Raw genomic sequence first — 18623 nt, forward strand, 5'->3', positions numbered from 1 at the left:
TTACCGTGGTCGACGTGGCCGATGGTGCCGACGTTGACGTGCGGCTTGGTCCGTTCGAATTTACCTTTTGCCATTTTATTCTTCCTTAGAACAATGATTTAAATGTAGGGACCGGCATTCTCGTGAAAGCCGGCCCGGAACTTCTATTACTTAGCTTTCGAGCTTACGATTGCTTCAGTCACATGCTTAGGTGCTTCAGCATAGTGCTTGAATTCCATCGTGTAAGTCGCACGACCTTGGGTCGACGAACGCAACGATGTAGCGTAACCGAACATTTCCGACAGAGGTACTTCGGCCTTGATGATCTTGCCGCCACCGCCAGCAATTTCATCCATACCTTGCACCATGCCGCGACGCGACGACAGATCGCCCATCACGGTACCGGCGTAGTCTTCCGGCGTTTCCACTTCCACGGCCATCATCGGCTCCAGGATGACTGGCGATGCTTTGCGGCAGCCATCTTTGAATGCCATCGAAGCGGCCATGCGGAATGCATTTTCGTTCGAGTCAACATCATGGTACGAACCGAAGAACAGCGTGACTTTCACGTCAACGACTGGGTAGCCAGCCATCACGCCCGAAGTCAGCGTGTCGCGCACACCTTTTTCAACTGCAGGGATGTATTCGCGAGGAACGGTACCGCCCTTGATCGCGTCAACGAATTCGAAGCCCTTGCCCGGTTCTTGCGGTTCGATCTTCAGAACCACGTGACCGTATTGACCACGACCACCCGATTGCTTGACGAATTTGCCTTCCGACTCTTCGCACACTTTACGGATCGTTTCGCGGTAAGCCACTTGTGGCTTGCCGACGGTCGCTTCAACGTTGAATTCGCGCTTCATGCGGTCAACGATGATGTCCAGGTGCAACTCGCCCATACCGGCGATGATGGTCTGGCCCGATTCTTCATCGGTACGCACGCGGAACGATGGATCTTCTGCAGCCAGGCGGTTCAGCGCCAGGCCCATTTTTTCCTGGTCGGCCTTGGTTTTTGGCTCGACTGCCTGCGAAATCACCGGCTCAGGGAAGACCATGCGCTCCAGAACCACGCTGGCTTTTTCGTCGCAAAGCGTATCGCCCGTGGTGGTGTCTTTCAGACCCACAACGGCGGCGATGTCGCCAGCGCGCATTTCCTTGATTTCTTCGCGTTCGTTCGCTTGCATCTGCACGATACGGCCGATACGCTCTTTCTTCTGCTTCACGGAGTTCAACACCGAGTCGCCCGAATTCAGGGTACCCGAGTAGCAACGGATGAAGCACAACTGACCGACGAACGGATCGGTTGCGATCTTGAACGCCAATGCCGAGAATTTCTCATTGTCGTCAGCTGCGCGCTCGACTGGCTGCTCGTCGTCATCCAGACCTGGGACAGGCGGAATGTCGATTGGCGATGGCAGGTACTCGATGACCGCGTCCAACATGGCTTGCACGCCCTTGTTTTTAAAGGCGGTACCGCACAACATTGGAACGATTTCGCTGGCGATGGTACGCTGACGCAGAGCAGCCTTGATCTCGGCTTCCGACAGGTCGCCTTCTTCCAGGTACTTGTTCATCAGGTCTTCGGACGCTTCAGCAGCGGCTTCAACCATGTTCTCGCGCCACTTGGCAGCATCAGCGGCCAGGTGTGCAGGAATGTCGCCGTATTCAAACTTCATGCCTTGCGACGCGTCGTCCCAGATAACCGCTTTCATCTTGACCAGATCGATCACACCGGTGAAGACGTCTTCAGCGCCGATAGGCATCTGAATAGGTACTGGGTTCGCTTTCAGACGCGAACGCATCTGATCGTAGACCTTGAAGAAGTTGGCGCCGGTACGGTCCATCTTGTTCACGAAGGCCAGACGCGGCACTTTGTACTTGTTAGCCTGACGCCATACCGTTTCCGATTGTGGCTGCACGCCGCCGACTGCACAGTAAACCATGCAGGCGCCATCCAACACGCGCATCGAACGTTCCACTTCAATGGTGAAGTCAACGTGGCCTGGGGTGTCGATGATGTTGATGTGGTGCGCTGGGAAGTTGTTTGCCATGCCTTTCCAGAAGCACGTAACAGCAGCCGAGGTAATCGTGATACCGCGCTCTTGCTCTTGTGCCATCCAGTCGGTGGTGGCAGCGCCATCATGGACTTCGCCCAGCTTGTGGTTCACGCCTGTGTAGAACAGGACGCGCTCAGTCGTGGTCGTCTTACCTGCATCGATGTGAGCGGAAATACCGATATTGCGGTAGCGCTCAATGGGGGTCTTGCGGGCCATAATTAATCCTAAATGAATGGACAAAACCGAGCAGCATTTTTTTGCAAAAATGAGCCCGGCCTCGAACAACAGATGCTTGACAGCCGCCTTGCGGTAGCTGGCTTTATATTAGAAGCGGAAATGCGAGAACGCTTTGTTCGCTTCAGCCATACGATGGACTTCGTCGCGTTTTTTCATCGCGCCGCCGCGGCTTTCAGCCGCTTCCATCAGCTCACCGCCGAGGCGTTGTGGCATCGATTTTTCGCTGCGCTTGTTAGCAGCTTCACGCAACCAACGCATGGACAGAGCCATACGACGGACTGGGCGAACTTCGACCGGCACCTGGTAGTTTGCACCACCGACGCGACGGGATTTCACCTCAACCAGCGGCTTGGCGTTGTTGATTGCGGTAGCAAAAACTTCGAGCGGATCTTTGCCCGATTTTGCTGCGATGTGCTCGAAAGCACCGTAGATGATGTTTTCTGCAACCGATTTCTTACCGGACAGCATCAGCACGTTTACAAATTTAGCGACATCAGTGTTGCCGAATTTTGGATCTGGCAAAATTTCGCGCTTGGGTACTTCACGACGACGTGGCATATCAATTCCTTTCAATCTTCAGTTGAGCGCGCGTTCTTCGCACACTCGCGGACGACCATCATAGTCTTCCACTTACTCGACCAGATGCGGTCGACTACATTCACTTAGCTAGTTGCCACTGAGCGAAACTTGGGTTTGCTGCGTACAACTTATTACTTCTTGCCAGCTTTAGCGCGCTTGGTACCGTACTTCGAACGCGATTGCTTACGGTCTTTGACGCCTTGGGTATCGAGGGCACCGCGAACCATGTGGTAACGCACACCCGGCAAATCCTTGACGCGGCCGCCGCGCAACAGCACAACACTATGCTCTTGCAGGTTATGGCCTTCACCGCCAATGTACGAAATGACTTCGAAACCATTGGTCAGGCGAACTTTAGCGACTTTACGCAGAGCCGAGTTAGGCTTCTTTGGAGTCGTGGTGTAAACACGTGTGCAGACGCCACGTTTTTGCGGGCTGTTTTCCAGCGCCGGCGATTTGCTCTTCACGGTCAAAGCGACGCGTGGATTGCGAATCAATTGATTGATGGTTGGCATCGTTATAAATCCAACAAAAAACTACGATTAATAACCCGGGCAAGATGCCCGGCGACTAAAACCTCGTCCCGCTTTCATCTACTGCGCACCGGAGGCGCCCGCAGCCACTCGATAAGGAGCGGCCATGAAATGCCAAGTAATGCGTAAACGATGAGCAGAATAAAATCGAGAACTCGCTAGTTTAGACCTTGTGTTACAGGGGGTCAATCAGTTTACCGCTTTTTGCTATAAAAAAAGGCAAAAATCGCGGGTATTTGTGGTGTTTTGACTAATTTTCGGCAGCCAGGCGCGGACGCCGCCACGCGCAAACGCTTGATGATTTGGCACTCTTTCCCTGCGACCAAGCATCTGGCACGCACATTCTTGTACGACCGCAAGACAACAAAAGGATTGATAATAGCGGACATTTTTCGCTGCCCTCCCGCCCTCCTTTATGCGCTCCTTGCTTCGCCCCGCAAATCTGTTCCTGCTCCTGACGTATGCCTTGCTGACGGCCGTGCCCTTCATCCCCGCGCTGCTGGGGCGCGCGCTCGAGCATCCGTGGCAGATGTTCACGTTCGAGCTGCTGGCGTGGCTGGCCGTCTGGAGCGTGTTCCAGCGCCCCGCCTACTTCCACTGGCTGCTGGTGCCCGCCTTCCTGGCCCTGCCGACGGAAATCTACCTGTTCATCTTCTATGGCCAGGGCATTTCCACGCACCACCTGGGGATCATCTTCGAAACCAGTCCCAAGGAAGCGATGGAATTTCTCGGGCAAAAAGTATGGCTGATGGGCGCCGTCATGCTGGGCGTGATCGCCTGGTGCGCCCTGAGTTGGTATGCGGCCACGCGCACGCGCGACCTGGACTGGCGCGGCAAGACGCGCCCGGCCGCCTTCGTGCTGCTGATCCTGCTGGGCGGCTTCTGGTGGTATGGCTACGAATTCGGTTTCGAGGCCAAGGTGCTGCACAGCGCCCCCGCGTCCGCCAAGGCCAGCCATCCGGCGGCCAGCGGCAAGGCGGGCGCCTCCGGCTTCGGCGACGCCAGTTCGGCCGACGACGAGACGGCCGAGGAAGACGAAGAGAGCAGCAAGCCCGAGAACGCCAGCATCGCCGGCGCCGACGAGACGGGCCTGGGCTGGCCCAGCCTGCCCCACTGGGCGCGCCTGCCCTATGCCTTCGACACCGTCAGCAATTCCTGGCCCTTCGGCCTGGCCGCGCGCGGCTTCGATTTCTACAAGGAACGCAGATACCTGGCCGAACTGGGACAGAAGAGCAGCACCTTCCGTTTCGGCGCGCACCAGCAACAGCCCGATCCCCATCCGGAAGTGGTGGTCATGGTGATCGGCGAATCGTCGCGCTACGACCGCTGGAGCCTGAACGGCTACGAACGCGACACCAATCCCCTGCTGAAACAGGAAAGCAACCTGGTGCCGCTGGCCGACGTCATCACGGCCGTTTCCGCCACGCGCCTGTCCGTGCCCGTCATCATTTCGCGCAAGCCGGCCACGCAAAGCCTCAAGGATGGCTTCTCGGAAAAATCCTTCCTCACCGCCTACAAGGAAGCGGGCTTCAAGACCTACTGGCTGTCGAACCAGATCTCGTTCGGCCAGTTCGACACGCCCGTCTCCGTATTCGCCAAGGAAGCGGACGTGGTGCAATTCCTGAACCTGGGCGGCTTTACCAACAGTTCGAATTTCGACCAGATCCTGTTCGACCCGTTCAAAAATGCGCTGGCCGACCCGGCGCCGAAAAAACTCATCGTGCTGCACACTCTGGGCAGCCACTGGAACTACAGCCAGCGCTATCCGAAATCGTTCGACAAGTGGCAGCCGTCGCTGTTCGGCGTCGACAAGCCCGTCTACACGGACACGGCCATCAAGCCGCAGCTGAACAACAGCTACGACAGCTCCATCCTGTACACGGACTGGTTCCTGTCGAACGTGATCGGCATGCTGAAGGACGACGGCCAGCGCACCGCCCTGCGCAGCTCGCTCGTCTACGTGGCCGATCACGGCCAGACCCTGTACGACGGCACCTGCCGCCTGGCCTTCCATGGGCACAACACGCAGTTCGAATTCCACGTGCCCGCCTTCGTCTGGTATTCGCCGCAATTCCAGCAGCATTATCCGGACAAGGTGACGCAGCTGCGGCGCCATCAGAAGGCGCGCCTGTCGACGGAAAACATGTTCCACACCCTGCTCGACCTGGGCGACATCCGCTTTGCCGGCGAACAGCCCGAATGGAGCATCGCCAGCCCCCGCTTCAAGCAGCACAAGCGCTACGTCGACAGCTACGGCTGGACCAACTACGACAACGCCATCATCCGCGGCGATTGCCGCGAAGTGATCGACAAGAGCACGCCGGAAAAGCAGGACAAGTAAGGGCGGTCATCAGGCCCGTTCCAGCACGCCGCCGTAATCGGCCGGTTGCGCCATGTGCATGCTGAGCCAGTCGAAGACGCGTTCCGCCTTGTCTTCGATGGCGCTGTCAAAGCCCCGCTGCGCCAGCAGGGCGATGCCGTTCGTGGCCTGCAGCACACCGGGCGCCAGCAGCAGCGCGCCCGCATCGTCGCGGCGCACGCACCACGGCGCCAGGCAGTCTTCCAGCAAGGGCCCCAGCACCAGGTTGTGCGACGAGACGATCACCAGGTGGCGCGCGGCCAGCGTATGCAGCACGGCGGCGGCCGCCGCCACCGACTCGAGGTGGTTCGTGCCGCGAAAAATCTCGTCGATCAGGAACAGCGCCGGCGTCCCCTCCTCGGCCAACGCCAGCAATTCGCGCGCGCGGCGCAATTCGGCGATGTACAGACTTTCGCCGCCATCGAGCGAGTCCTCGTTCTGCATGCTCGCATACACGGCCAGGCGCGGCACATCGGCGCTGTGCGCATGGCAAAAGCCAAAGGCCCGCGCGCAGACCAGGTTCAAGCCTATGCAACGCAGCAAGGTGCTCTTGCCAATACCGTTCTGGCCGGAGATGAAGCTCCCCTTGCCCTGCACGCCGAACGACAGCGGTGCGGCATTCTCCAGCAGTGGATGCCGCATGGCCTGCAAGGCCAGGGAGCGCGGCGCAGCGGTGCCTGCCCAGCAAAACACGGGGAGCGCGCGCAGGTGCCGCGCCAGCGCCAGGTCCGCTTCCAGCTGCGCCACCTGGGCAAAGCTGTCGCGCAGCAAGGGCAACTGCCGCGCCACCAACTGGCGCGTGCGGAAATAGCGCTTGACGTTTTTCAGCAGGAGCCAATCGCCATATTCGACCAGTACCGTATCGATGAAGGGCACGTAGTGCAGCAGCGAGCGCTCGATGGCGCGCGTCAGCCTGGTCGCCTGCGTGCCGCCGGTCGCCCATGGCAAGGCTGCCGGCCCGTCAAGCCGCGCCAGCGCGGCACGGGTTTTCAGCAGGTGGCGCAAGGTAGCGAGGATACGTTCCCACGCCTTGGCGCTTTCGTAAAAACGCACCTGTACGGCCATCAGCGCAACACAGACGGCCAGCACGCCAAACAGCGCCGGCCAGCCCACCAGCCAGGTGGCGGCGATGGCCAGCAACAGGGCCAGCGGCACCAGCCATAGCCAGGCGCTCCACCATGGCGCCGGCGGCAGCGCCGCGCCGAACAGGGTCTCGCTCACCTCTGTATCGGTCTGACGCAAGGGCAGGCAGGCGCGTTCCAGGCTGGCCACTTGGGCCGGATCGTCCAGCAATCGCCGGACGCGCGCGACAGAGGCCGGATCGGCCTGGCCGCCGCTCAGACGCCGGTGCAGCTCCTGCTGGCCGAAGATGCTGGTCTCGCACGCCAGCTGCGCCGCATACTGGTCGAGCAGCAGCTCGTCCCAGGTCTGGCCATCGAGCGATGGCGCCTCGCCCGTCAGCCGCTGCAGCATCGCCACGTCGCTGCGCGCGAAAGGATAATCGAGCGTCGGCGCGAAGGCAGCGGCAGGGAAAAGTTGCTGGAGGAATGGATGCAAGGCGCCGGAGGAGGAGTCGATGAAGGGAATGCCACAGCAGATGCAGGCGATTGCCAATTTATCAAGCGTCGCATGCACGGATGGACACGCCGGACGGTGCGGACACGGCGGACAGCCGGACGCACGAATTTTTTCCCATTCAAATCAACGACTTAATCACTGGCATGGATCGTGCATTGGAAAAGTCATCCTTCACGAGACATGACCATGATCCGCGATACTTCCTCTCAAGACGCCGTACTGTCCGCCCCGCCGGGCCAGCGCCACAAGCAACGCGCCCTTTTGCTGGCCGGCGCCGTCATCGTCATCGGCGCCGCCGTCGCGGTCGTTGCCGGCTGGCGCAACAGCGAGCATTCCGTCAACAGCAGCCGCCTGCGCATCGCCGACGTCACGCGCGGCACCCTGATCCGCGACGCGGCCGTCACGGGCCGCGTGGTCGCCTCGATCAGCCCCACCCTGTATTCGACCACGGTGGCCACCGTCACGCTGAAAGCGAAGGCGGGCGACACGGTGAAAAAGGGCGACATCCTGGCCGTGCTGGAGTCGCCTGACCTGTCCGACGCCCTCAAGCGCGAACAGTCGAGCGTGCAGCAGCTGGAGGCGGAAGTGGCGCGCCAGCAGATCCTGGCCAAGAAGCAGAAACTGCTGGCGCGCCGTGAAGCCGACACGGCCGAGATCGAGCGCCTGTCCGCGCAGCGCACGCTCGAACGCTATGAGAGCGTGGCGCAGGTGGGCATCATCGCCAAGATCGATTACCAGAAGGCGAAGGATGCCTTGAATTCCGCCGATATCCGCAGCAAGCACGCGTCGCAGGCGGCGGGCCTGGAAAGCGAAGACGTGACCCTGGCGCTGAAGACCAAGGTCAACGAACTGGAACGCCAGCGCCTCGTCCGCGACAACGCCCAGCGCAGGGTCGACGAGCTGACCGTGCGCGCGCCCGTCAACGGCTTCATCGGCACCCTGTCGGTGGCCAACCGCAGCGTGGTGCAAGCCAATACCGCGCTGATGACGCTGGTCGACCTGTCGCAGCTGGAAGTCGAACTCGAAGTGCCGGAAACCTATGTGGCCGACATGGGCCTGGGCATGCGCGCCGAGATCGAAACGGGCGTCGTCCGGGCGACCGGCAAGCTGTCGGCGCTGTCGCCCGAAGTGGTGAAAAACCAGGTGCTGGCGCGCGTGCGTTTCGACGGCGCGCAGCCGGCCGGCCTGCGCCAGAACCAGCGCGTGGCGGCGCGCCTGCTGATCGATGAAAAACCGGATGTGCTGATGCTGGCGCGCGGCTCCTTCGTCGAAGCCGAAGGCGGCCGTTTCGCCTACGTCGTGCGCGACGGCGTGGCGATGCGCACGCCGATCAAACTGGGCGCAACCAGCGTGGCGGCCGTGGAAATCCTCGACGGCTTGAAGCTGGGCGACAAGGTGGTCGTCGCCGGCACGGAAAACTTCGAGAACGCGGCCCGCGTCTCGCTCAACTGAATCTCACTCATCTCACCCCACAAGAGGCCCCGCCATGCTGCGCATGCACAACCTGAGCAAAGTCTACCGCACCCACATGATCGAAACCCACGCCCTGCGCGGCTTCGACATCCACGTACAACAAGGTGAATTCGTCACCGTCACGGGGCCGTCGGGCTCCGGCAAGACGAGCTTTCTGAACATCGCCGGCCTGCTCGAGGAATTCACCGACGGCGAATACATCCTCGACGGCGTCAACGTCAGGGGCATGGACGACAATGCCCGTTCGCGCCTGCGCAATGAAAAGCTGGGCTTCATCTTCCAGGGTTTTAATCTGATCCCCGACCTGTCGCTGTTCGACAATGTCGACGTGCCGCTGCGCTATCGGGGCTTCAACCGCGCCGAGCGCAAGGAGCGCATCGAGGACGCGCTGGCCAAGATGGGCCTGGCGTCGCGCATGAAACACTATCCAGCCGAACTGTCGGGCGGCCAGCAGCAGCGCGTGGCGATCGCGCGCGCGCTGGCCGGGTCGCCCAAGCTGCTGCTGGCCGATGAACCGACGGGCAACCTGGACACGCAGATGGCGCGCGGCGTGATGGAACTGCTGGAAGACATCAATGCGCAAGGCACCACCATCCTGATGGTCACGCACGATCCGGAACTGGCGCTGCGCAGCCAGCGCAATGTGCACATCATCGACGGCCAGGTGTCGGACCTGGTGCAGCACGGCGCCTCGCTGTCGGCCAGGCCGCAGCACGCCGCGACCGCGTAAGGAGAGACCATGTTCCGCTACTATTTCACGCTGGGCCTGCGCAGCCTGCGCCGCAACCGCGCCCTGACCGCGCTGATGGTGCTGACCCTGGCCGTCGGCGTGGCCGCCAGCGTGTCGACCGTCACTATCCTGCACGCCATGTCGGGCGACCCGCTGCCGCACAAGAGCGACCGCATGTTCGTGCCGATGATCGACATCCTGCCCGTCAAGGGCTACGTGCCCGGCCAAAAGCCCGGCTTCGCGCAATCCCAGATGAGCTATATCGATGCGCGCAACTTCATGGCCAGCAAGATGGGCGTGCGCCGCACCGTCATGTATGGCGTGGCCGGTCCGGTCGAGCCGGCACGCAAGGATATCGGTTCCTTCCAGGCCCAGGGGATTGCGCCCACGCGCGATTTCTTCGCCATGTTCGAAGTCCCCTTCCTGTATGGCCAGCCATGGAGCGAAGCCGATGACGCCAGCGGCGCCGACGTCATCGTGCTGAGCCGCTCGCTGGCGGAAAGACTGCTGGGTACGGTCAATCCCGTGGGCCGGCGCGTGACGGTACTGGGACAGTCTTATCTGGTCAGCGGCGTGCTCGATCACTGGGATCCCGTGCCGCGCATACACCGCATCATCGGCAGCAAGGGCGCCTTTGGCACGGAAGATGAATTCTTCATTCCGTTTGCCAGCGCCATCCGCCATGAAACGCGGCATGACGGCGGCATGGCCTGCAGCGGCGTCGAACGCGGCCCCGGCTTCCAGGGCACCCTGGCGTCGGACTGTACCTGGCTGCAGTTCTGGTTCGAGATGGAAAACGCGGGCCAGCGTGGCGAGCTGCAGGCATATCTCGACAGCTATGCTGCCGAGCAGCGCAAGCTGGGCCGCATGCCGCGCCACGCGCCCAACGCGCTGTACAACGTCAAGGAATGGATGGTGTTCCTGAACGTGGTCGACAACGACAACAAGCTGGCGGCCTGGCTGGCCTTCGGCTTCCTGCTGCTATGCCTGGTCAATACCATCGGCCTGCTGCTGGCGAAGTTTTCCGTGCGCGCCAGTGAAGTGGGGATCCGCCGTGCGCTGGGCGCCACGCGGCGCGACATCTTTCGCCAGTTCCTGATCGAGACGGGCGTCATCGGCCTGGCCGGCGGCGTGCTGGGCCTGCTGTTGGCGTATGCAGCGCTGGCCGTCGTGCGTTCGCAATCGAAGGAACTGGGCACCGTGGCGCACATGGATATCCCGATGCTGCTGCTGACGTTTGCCGTCTCCGTGCTGGCCGCCCTGCTGGCGGGGTTGCTGCCCACCTGGCGCGCTTGCCAGGTGACGCCGGCGATACAGCTCAAATCCCAATGACATTCACCGTACCGCAATGAGGTTCAACATGGAAATCCGCCCCATCCTGTCGGCACTGATGCGCAGCAAAACCGGTGCCGTACTCGTCGCCGTGCAGGTCGCCATCAGCCTGGCCATCCTGGCCAACGCCCTGCATATCGTTAACCTGCGCCAGGCGATCGCCGCCCGCCCCACCGGCGTGGCCGCTGAAAACGACATCTTTTATGTCAACATCCAAAGCATGGACAAAGGCAGCCACCAGCGCCAGCTGGCCGACCAGAAACGCCAGGCCGCCTTGCTGCGCAGCCTGCCCGGCGTGCTCTCCGTGGCGCAGACCTCGCAGGCCGTGCTGTCGCGTTCCGGCAGCAGCACCAATGTCTCCATCAAGCGTGGACAGCCCACGGCCAGCGCCACCACGTCGATGTATTTCACGCCTGACTCGCTGGTCAAGACATACGGCCTCAAGCTGGTGGAAGGCCGTGATTTCCATCCCGACGAGGTGCTGGAAATCGATGAAAAAGTCGATGAGACCTTTCCCAAGGTGGTCATCGTGACGCTCGCCGCAGCGCAAAAAATCTGGCCTGGCGAAAGCAGCTTTGTCGGCAAGACCCTGTTCAACGGCACCGGCGACGATGACGACGAAATGCGCGTGATCGGCGTGGTGGAGCGGTTGCAGACACAGGTCGGCCAGGTCAGCGCGCATGGCGAGCATTCGCTGATCCTGCCGGCGCGCCTGACGGGTTCGCGCGACTCGCTGCTGTACGCCGTGCGGGCCGAGCCTGGACAGCGCGACCGCCTGATGAAGGAGGCCGAGCAAGCCATCCGCAACGCCACCAGCGAGCGCCTGCTGGTACGCACGGACACCTTGGAAAAGCACCGCACGTCACGCTACCGGGCCGACCAGGGCCTGTCCTGGATGCTGATCGCCGTGTCGACCCTGCTGCTGCTGGTGACGGCCAGCGGCATCGTCGGCATCGCCAGCCTGTGGGTGACGCAGCGCAGGAAGCAGATCGGCGTGCGGCGCGCACTGGGCGCCCGCCGCGTCGACATCCTGCGCTACTTCCTGACCGAGAATTTCATGATCACCAGCGCCGGCGTGGCGGCCGGCGTGCTGCTGGCCCTGGGCTTGAACCAGCTGCTGGTAAGCCAGCTGGAAATGGCGCGCCTGCCGCCCGGCTACCTGCTGGCCGGCGCGCTCGTGTTCTGGCTGCTGGGCCTGGGCGCCGTGTACGGCCCGGCATGGCGCGCGGCCAGCATTTCGCCCGCCACCGCCACCCGCAGTACCTGAGCCGGCACCTGAGTGATATGCTGCGCGCATGCCTACCGTACTGATTATTGACGACAATGCCGCCGTGGCCATCGCGCTCGACGTGCTGTTTTCCCTGCACGAGATCGACGCCGTGCGCGCCGCCTCGCCCGAGGAAGGCTTGCACCTGCTCGAGCGCCACGCCATCGACCTGGTGGTGCAGGACATGAACTTCACGGCCGACACCACGTCGGGCGAGGAAGGCAGCGCGCTGTTCCACGCGATCCGCGCGCGCTACCCCGACCTGCCCGTGATCCTGCTGACGGCATGGACCCAGCTCGACGCGGCCGTCGACCTGATCAAGTCCGGCGCGGCCGACTACCTGGCCAAGCCCTGGGATGACCGGCGCCTGATCGCCAGCGTGCAGAACCTGCTGGAACTGGGACAGGCCAACCGCGCGCTGCGCCAGCGCGTGCTGACCGAGCAGCGCCAGCGCCACGCTCTGGAACACGACTTCGACTTGCGCGGCATGGTATGGCAAGACCCGGCCACCCAAAGAGTCGTGCACTTGGCGTGCCAGGTGGCGCGCGCCGACGTGCCCGTGCTCATTTCGGGGCCGAACGGCAGCGGCAAGGAACGCATCGCCGCCATCGTGCAAGCCAATTCCCAGGTCGCCGGCGGCCCCTTCGTCGTGCTCAATTGCGGCGCCGTTCCCGTGGAGCTGATCGAGGCGGAACTGTTCGGCGCCGAGGCCGGCGCCTATACCGGCATCACACGGGCGCGCGACGGCAAGTTCGACGCGGCCGACGGCGGCACCTTGTTCCTCGACGAGATCGGCAACCTGCCGCTGGCCGGACAAATGAAACTGCTGCGCGTGCTCGAAACGGGGCGCTTCGAACGCCTCGGCTCGAACCGCGAGCGGCAAGTGAAAGTGCGTGTCATCAGCGCCAGCAATGCCGACCTGCCGGCGATGATCAAGGCCGGCACGTTTCGCGAAGACCTGTTCTACCGCCTGAACGTGATCGAACTGCGCCTGCCGCCGCTGGCCCAGCGCCCGCTGGACATCCTCGTGCTGGCGCGGCATTTTCTGGGCGGCGAAAAAACGCTGGATGCGCAGGCGCAGGCTAGTTTGCTGGCCCACGGCTGGCCGGGCAATGTGCGCGAACTGAAAAACGTCATGCAGCGCGCCAGCCTGCTGACGGCCGGCCCGGTGATCGGCGCGCTGGAAACGGGCTTGCCGCTGGCCGGTGCGGCATCGCCGCGCGCGCCGCAGGATGCCGGCGCGGCGGAACCGGACCGCGACAACGTCACCGCGGCGCTCGCGCGCGCACACGGCGTGGTGGCGCAGGCGGCGCAGGAACTGGGCCTGTCGCGCCAGGCCCTGTACCGGCGCATGGAACGCCTGGGCATCGCGCGCGGCTGATGGCAGACCGCCCCATGCGTCTTTCCCTGCTCACGCGCTGGACGGCGCTGATCGTCACCTTGCTGGTGCTGGGCATCGTCATCGCCCTGCTGCTCGCGCATTTTTTGCCAGGCCAGCCGCTGCTGGTGCTGGCCGGTACCCTGCTGTGCGTGCTGCCGGTGGCCGTCATTACCATCCGCGCGCAACTGCAGGCGATGCTGTCGCTGTTTCGCGCCTTGAGCGGCACAGTCGCCAGCTACCAGGACGGCGACTTCGGCTTCAGCCTGCGCTGGCCGCAGAACGATGAACTGGCCGATCTGGTGGCGGCCCACAATGCGCTGGGCGACGTGCTGCGCAAGCAGCGCCTGGACCTGGTGCAGCGCGAACTGCTGCTCGACACCATGGTGCAAAACACGCCGGTGGCCATGCTGCTGGTGGCCGAGGGCAGCGCCATCGTCTACGCCAACCTGGCCGCGCGCCAGCTGCTGCACCACGGCCGCCGGCTCGAAGGGCATCATCTGGCCGACATCGTGCAGCAGGCGGCGCCGGCCCTGGCCGAAGCGCTGGCGCGCCGCAACGACGGCTTGTTTACCAGCGGCGAAGGGGAGCAGGAAGAGGTGTATCACCTGGCGCGGCGCAGCTTCAGCCTGAACGGGCGCAAGCACGAACTGCTGCTGCTGCGCCAGCTGACGCTGGAGCTGCGGCGCCAGGAGGTGCAAACCTGGAAAAAGGTCATCCGCGTCATCAGCCATGAGCTCAACAACTCGCTGGCGCCGCTGGCCTCGCTGGCCCATTCCGGCGCCGAGCTGGTGCGCCGCGGCCAGACGGAACGCCTGCCGCAAATCCTCGCCACCATCGAAGAGCGCACGCGCCACCTGGAAACCTTCATCCTCGGCTATGCGCGTTTTGCCAAGCTGCCCGCGCCGCGCCTGGCGCCATGCGAATGGCAACCCTTTCTCGACAGCCTGGCCTCGCAAGCGGCCTTCACGCTGGACGGTCCGCCTCCCGCGCAGGCTGCCGTGTTCGATGCGGCGCAAATGCAGCAGGCGCTGCTGAACCTGCTCAAGAATGCGCTGGAGTCCGGCTCCAAGCTCCAGCATATCGGCCTGCACGTCAGCCAGGCGCAAGGGCAGCTGCGCATCGAAGTGAGCGACCGCGGGCCGGGCATGAGCGGCGCCGTGCTGGAAAACGCGCTGGTGCCGTTTTATTCCACCAAGCGCAGCGGCACGGGACTGGGCCTGGCCCTGGCGCGCGAAATCGCCGAAGCCCATGGCGGGCGCATCACCCTGGCCAACCGCGAGGACGGCGGCCTGGCGGTGACCTTGATTCTTCCCTTACTCGACAGAAATTAGTTCCTTGTGTAACGATTTTTAAATCACATCATCCGCGATTAATTTTCAGTGCAACACTGACAATTATCATGTCCAGTATTGCAACTGAGCGAGCCCCATGCCCGTGTGTTAGAAATAAGCTATTTGAGTTTGCATAATGATATCAAAATAACTAATTGACAATGACTAGTCTCGGCGATAATTTATCAACGCGGTACGGTTTTTTTGAAACATTAATCGTTTTTTCGCGGGGATCAATATGAAATTAAAATCACTCATCGCAGCGGCAATCCTGAGCGCTGCTTCCATTGGCAGCGCCAGCGCCACCGCCTACACAGTCAACCTCGTCAATACCACGGGCAATCTGTGGACCAGCGGCTTCAGCGCCGTTCCCAGCCCGCTCGGCGACTTCACCGATACGTTCACGTTCACGCCCAACGCGACCTTCGGTTCAACCGCGCAAGCCTTCCTGGCCAATCTGTCTGTCACGGGCTCGGACAGCTCTTCCATCAGCTTCAGCAGTGCCAACCTGAACGGCATTTCGCTAAGCGGCTTTGGCGGCCCCACCGTCTTTGGCTATGCCCAGGGCGAAGTCCTGGCGCCTACGAGCATCCTGTTCAACGGCCCGCTGGTTCTGACCGTCATCGGCAATACCAAGGGCGGCAGCTATGGCGGCGTCTTCAACCTGAACCTGGCGCCCGTTCCTGAACCGGAAACCTATGGCATGCTGCTGGCAGGCCTGGGCATACTCGGCTTCCTGGCACGACGCCGCAAGCAATCTTGAGCGCACCACCCAAAAGACGCTACGGCGTCTTTTTCTTTGGCGGCTGCTAAACTGGCGCCATGACGACCGACTTTATCTCCACCAGCCACACCGCTTTCAGCCACCCGGGCCACCCGCCCGCCACCACCACCGAACACCGCGGCATCCGCTACCTGCACCTGGGCACCAAGTGGGTGCAGGGCGCCATGCGCCTGGACAAACCTGACGCCATCGAGCTCGAGTACGTGCAGATGATGATGATGTGGATGCTGTTCAAGACGCAGCCCAAACGCATCGTGCAGCTGGGTCTGGGCAGCGCCGCGCTGACCAAGTTCAGCTACCGCCGCTTTCCCGACGCCACGGTCACGGCCATCGAACTCAATCCGAACGTGATCGCCATCTGCGGCGCCCAGTTTGCGCTGCCGCCGAACGACGCTCGCCTCGACGTGCGCGAAATGAATGCGCTCGACTTCGTGCTCGCCCCGGCCAACCACGGCACGGTCGACGCGTTGCAAGTGGACCTGTACGACGAAGACGCTCGCGGCCCCGTGCTCGACACGCCCGAGTTCTACCAGGCCTGCTTTGACTGCCTGACCGACGACGGCATCATGTGCACGAATGTCTTCGGCGACTTCCCCAACTACGACAAGAACTTGCAGGCGATGGAACTGGTCTTCGACGCCGTCGTCTGGGTGCCGGAAATGGAAGATGAAAACATCGTCGTGCTGGCCTTCAAAAAATCGCCATCGCTCGACTTCAGTGAGCTATATGAACGCGCCGCCACCATCAAGAAACAGTTCAACCTGCCCGCCAAGAACTGGGTCAACGGCTTGAAGCAGTGGATGCAGGATCAGCAGTAAGCCCCATCGGGCGCGGTGCCCGTGCGATCTCATTCAAGAGCCTCTTCCCATCTTCCTTCGGCGCGATAAAACCCCAGCTTCTTGTCGCCCTTGAAGCGCGCGGCCGTCATCAAGCCAGCGAGCTCGCTGGAGATCAACAGGTCGCCCGATTGCGCATCCCTGGCAACCTGCCTGGGCGCCATGGCATCGTCGCGGAAAAACCTGCTCGTGAAATAGATGATATTGCCCTTGTCATCTTTTTCCGCGATTGAACGCTCGAGGTCCACCGTCTGTACTTGTTGCGCCGCATTGACGATGTAAAACGGCTGCTCCACCGGTTCGCCGCCCGCCATGATGCAGGCGGGGGCGAGCAATTCCACGTCCTGGCCGGCGGCGCCGGCGAGGAACTCCGCCAGGCGGGCCGAGACCAGCGGCACCTCACCGAGCAGCCACAGGCAGTCATATTTCAGCAGCCGTTCCTTGGGACAGACAAAATGCACGGGTGGCTTGTCCATACCGCTCGGAAAAGGCGCACCCTGCAGCAGGTCCAGATAGTCGAAGTTCGATCCGGCCGTCTCATACGACCCACGTTCCTTGTCGTAGGAACCGGTGAGTTTGTCATTGTAATAAATCGGGGCTTTCCAGCTCAGTATCATGGGTAGTACTCTTCCGCAGCCTGGCAAAAGCCTATTGTGCCAGCCTCACCTGTCCAGCCGCGCCAGCTTGCGCAAGCACTGCGCCCAGGCGGCGCGCCAGGCCATCCATGTTCTCGGCCGGCACCTGCGCATAACCGAGCAGGAAACCGCTCCAGCCCGCCCCGTCTCCCGTGCCATGCGCGGACAGCGCCAGCGCCACGATGCCGTCCTGCGCGGCGCGGCGGCTCAGCGCCAGGTCATCCCATGCCGTGTCGTGAAAACGCAGCGCCAGGTGCATGCCGGCCGTGCCGCCATGGATGGCCGCGCCCGCACACGCATGGCGCTGCAAGGCCTCGCTCAAGGCGTCGCGGCGCTGGCGGTACAGCCTGCGCATGCGGCGCACATGGCGCGCAAACAGGCCGCTGCGCAGGAACTCGGCCAGCGCCAGCTGCTCGGCGACACGGCCGCGTGCGGCGCCCTGCGCCTGCATTTGCGCGAAGGCGCCGGCCAGCGCGGCCGGCACGACGATAAAGGCAATGCGCAAGGCGGGGAACATGGTCTTGCTGAAGGTGCCCAGATAAACGACGGGCGCGTCGGCCACCAGTCCCTGCATGGCCGCCAGGGGCGGTCCGCCATGGCGAAACTCGCTGTCGTAATCGTCTTCGATGATCAGCGCTCCGGCCGCGCGCGCGCGTTCGAGCAGCGCCATGCGGCGCGCGGGACTGAGCACGCTGCCCGTCGGATACTGGTGCGACGGCGTCGTGTAGATCAGACGCGGCGGCGTATCGCGCCAGTCGGCGTCCGTCGGCGCGATGCCATCGATGTCGACGGCGATACCGGTCACCTGCAAGCCGGCGCCACGGCCCGCCGCCAGCGCGCCGCCATAGCCGGGATGCTCGATCCACAAGGTATCGCCCTGGTCGGCAAAGGCGCGCAGGCAGACATCGAGACTGCTCTGCGTGCCGTCCGTGATGAACACCTGGCCCGCATCGCAGACGACGCCGCGCGCGGCGCGCAAATGGTCGGCGATGGCCATGCGCAGCTGGGGCTCGCCGGCAGGGTCGCCGTAATTGAGCTGGCGCGGCGTCAGCGCGCGCCACGCGCGGTCCAGCATGCGCCGCCACTGCGCCAGCGGAAATGCGTCGAGCGCCGGTACCCCAGGCGCGAACGCGCCCATGGCGTCGGCGGGAAACACCAGCGCCGCGCTGGCATCCTGTCCTGACACGCCGCGCAAATGCCGGGCGCGGCGCGACAAGCCATCCTGGCCGCCGCTCACTGGCGACGTCACCGGCATGCCGGCGCCGCCGGCGACGACGGTGCCGCGCCGGTCCGGCAAGACAAACCCTTCGCTGGCCAGCTGCTCGTAGGCGTACAGCACGGTATTGCGCGCCACGCCCAGTTCGGCCGCCAGCACGCGCGTGGCGGCCAGGCGCGTGCCCGGCGCCAGCTGGCCGCCGCGGATGGCCGCGCGCAGGCATTCATGCAGCAGGCGCTGGCGCGGCCAGCCCCGCTCGCGGTGCGTGCGCTCGAACGCCCCCAGCAGCAAAGCGAAATCCATGCGCCCCTTTCAT

The 18623-nt window shown here is 63.0% G+C and carries 15 protein-coding genes and 1 pseudogene; 9 read left to right on the forward strand and 7 right to left on the reverse strand.

What is annotated here, in order from left to right; all coding sequences use genetic code 11:
* The 4 genes and pseudogenes from AC1Q6X_RS25770 to rpsL all read right to left on the reverse strand — a co-directional run.
* Positions 1-74 (reverse strand): annotated as a pseudogene (locus AC1Q6X_RS25770) (GTP-binding protein); the annotation flags it as partial.
* A gap of 72 nt (positions 75-146) precedes the next feature.
* Entirely contained in the window at positions 147-2252 is a 2106-nt protein-coding gene (gene fusA / locus AC1Q6X_RS25775; RefSeq protein WP_070223447.1) for an elongation factor G, read from the reverse strand.
* Between the two features lie 108 nt (positions 2253-2360).
* On the reverse strand, positions 2361-2831 hold the full coding sequence (rpsG, locus tag AC1Q6X_RS25780) for a 30S ribosomal protein S7 (protein ID WP_010394377.1): 471 nt from the start codon (positions 2829-2831) through the stop codon (positions 2361-2363).
* A 152-nt stretch (positions 2832-2983) separates the two neighbouring features.
* Positions 2984-3367, reverse strand: a complete 384-nt coding sequence (rpsL, locus tag AC1Q6X_RS25785) for a 30S ribosomal protein S12 (protein WP_010394376.1) — start codon at positions 3365-3367, stop codon at positions 2984-2986.
* Positions 3368-3800: 433 nt separating this feature from the next.
* On the opposite strand from rpsL, the gene AC1Q6X_RS25790 reads away from it, so the two are divergent.
* Positions 3801-5726, forward strand: a complete 1926-nt coding sequence (locus AC1Q6X_RS25790) for a phosphoethanolamine transferase (protein WP_492498814.1) — start codon at positions 3801-3803, stop codon at positions 5724-5726.
* 9 nt (positions 5727-5735) lie between these two features.
* On the opposite strand, the gene AC1Q6X_RS25795 is transcribed toward AC1Q6X_RS25790, so the two are convergent.
* On the reverse strand, positions 5736-7301 hold the full coding sequence (locus AC1Q6X_RS25795; protein WP_492498815.1) for a MutS-related protein: 1566 nt from the start codon (positions 7299-7301) through the stop codon (positions 5736-5738).
* A 207-nt stretch (positions 7302-7508) separates the two neighbouring features.
* Here AC1Q6X_RS25795 and AC1Q6X_RS25800 point away from each other — a divergent pair, with 207 nt between their 5' ends.
* The 8 genes from AC1Q6X_RS25800 (at position 7509) to AC1Q6X_RS25835 (ending at position 16438) form a co-directional block, all read left to right on the forward strand.
* A complete protein-coding gene (locus tag AC1Q6X_RS25800) occupies positions 7509-8774 on the forward strand; it encodes an efflux RND transporter periplasmic adaptor subunit (RefSeq protein WP_492498816.1) in 1266 nt (421 codons plus the stop codon).
* A gap of 34 nt (positions 8775-8808) precedes the next feature.
* Complete coding sequence (locus AC1Q6X_RS25805; protein ID WP_492498817.1) at positions 8809-9525, forward strand: ABC transporter ATP-binding protein; 717 nt, start codon at positions 8809-8811, stop codon at positions 9523-9525.
* Positions 9526-9534: 9 nt separating this feature from the next.
* A complete protein-coding gene (locus AC1Q6X_RS25810; protein WP_492498818.1) occupies positions 9535-10857 on the forward strand; it encodes an ABC transporter permease in 1323 nt (440 codons plus the stop codon).
* A gap of 28 nt (positions 10858-10885) precedes the next feature.
* Positions 10886-12124, forward strand: a complete 1239-nt coding sequence (locus tag AC1Q6X_RS25815) for an ABC transporter permease (protein ID WP_492498819.1) — start codon at positions 10886-10888, stop codon at positions 12122-12124.
* 28 nt (positions 12125-12152) lie between these two features.
* Positions 12153-13505, forward strand: a complete 1353-nt coding sequence (locus AC1Q6X_RS25820) for a sigma-54-dependent transcriptional regulator (RefSeq protein ID WP_492498820.1) — start codon at positions 12153-12155, stop codon at positions 13503-13505.
* Complete coding sequence (locus tag AC1Q6X_RS25825; RefSeq protein ID WP_070291740.1) at positions 13505-14836, forward strand: sensor histidine kinase; 1332 nt, start codon at positions 13505-13507, stop codon at positions 14834-14836. Before AC1Q6X_RS25820 ends, AC1Q6X_RS25825 begins: the two co-directional genes overlap by 1 nt.
* A gap of 238 nt (positions 14837-15074) precedes the next feature.
* Positions 15075-15599: an FxDxF family PEP-CTERM protein gene (locus tag AC1Q6X_RS25830; protein ID WP_492498821.1), complete on the forward strand. Its 525-nt coding sequence runs from the start codon at positions 15075-15077 to the stop codon at positions 15597-15599.
* 59 nt (positions 15600-15658) lie between these two features.
* Positions 15659-16438, forward strand: a complete 780-nt coding sequence (locus AC1Q6X_RS25835; protein ID WP_492498822.1) for a spermine/spermidine synthase domain-containing protein — start codon at positions 15659-15661, stop codon at positions 16436-16438.
* Positions 16439-16467: 29 nt separating this feature from the next.
* On the opposite strand, the gene AC1Q6X_RS25840 is transcribed toward AC1Q6X_RS25835, so the two are convergent.
* Together AC1Q6X_RS25840 and pdxR are read right to left on the reverse strand one after the other, a co-directional pair.
* On the reverse strand, positions 16468-17073 hold the full coding sequence (locus tag AC1Q6X_RS25840) for a hypothetical protein (RefSeq protein ID WP_492498823.1): 606 nt from the start codon (positions 17071-17073) through the stop codon (positions 16468-16470).
* 31 nt (positions 17074-17104) lie between these two features.
* Entirely contained in the window at positions 17105-18610 is a 1506-nt protein-coding gene (gene pdxR, locus AC1Q6X_RS25845; protein WP_492498824.1) for a MocR-like pyridoxine biosynthesis transcription factor PdxR, read from the reverse strand.
* Positions 18611-18623: the final 13 nt, after the last annotated feature.

The organism is Janthinobacterium sp. GW823-FHT06H09 (assembly GCF_058794735.1).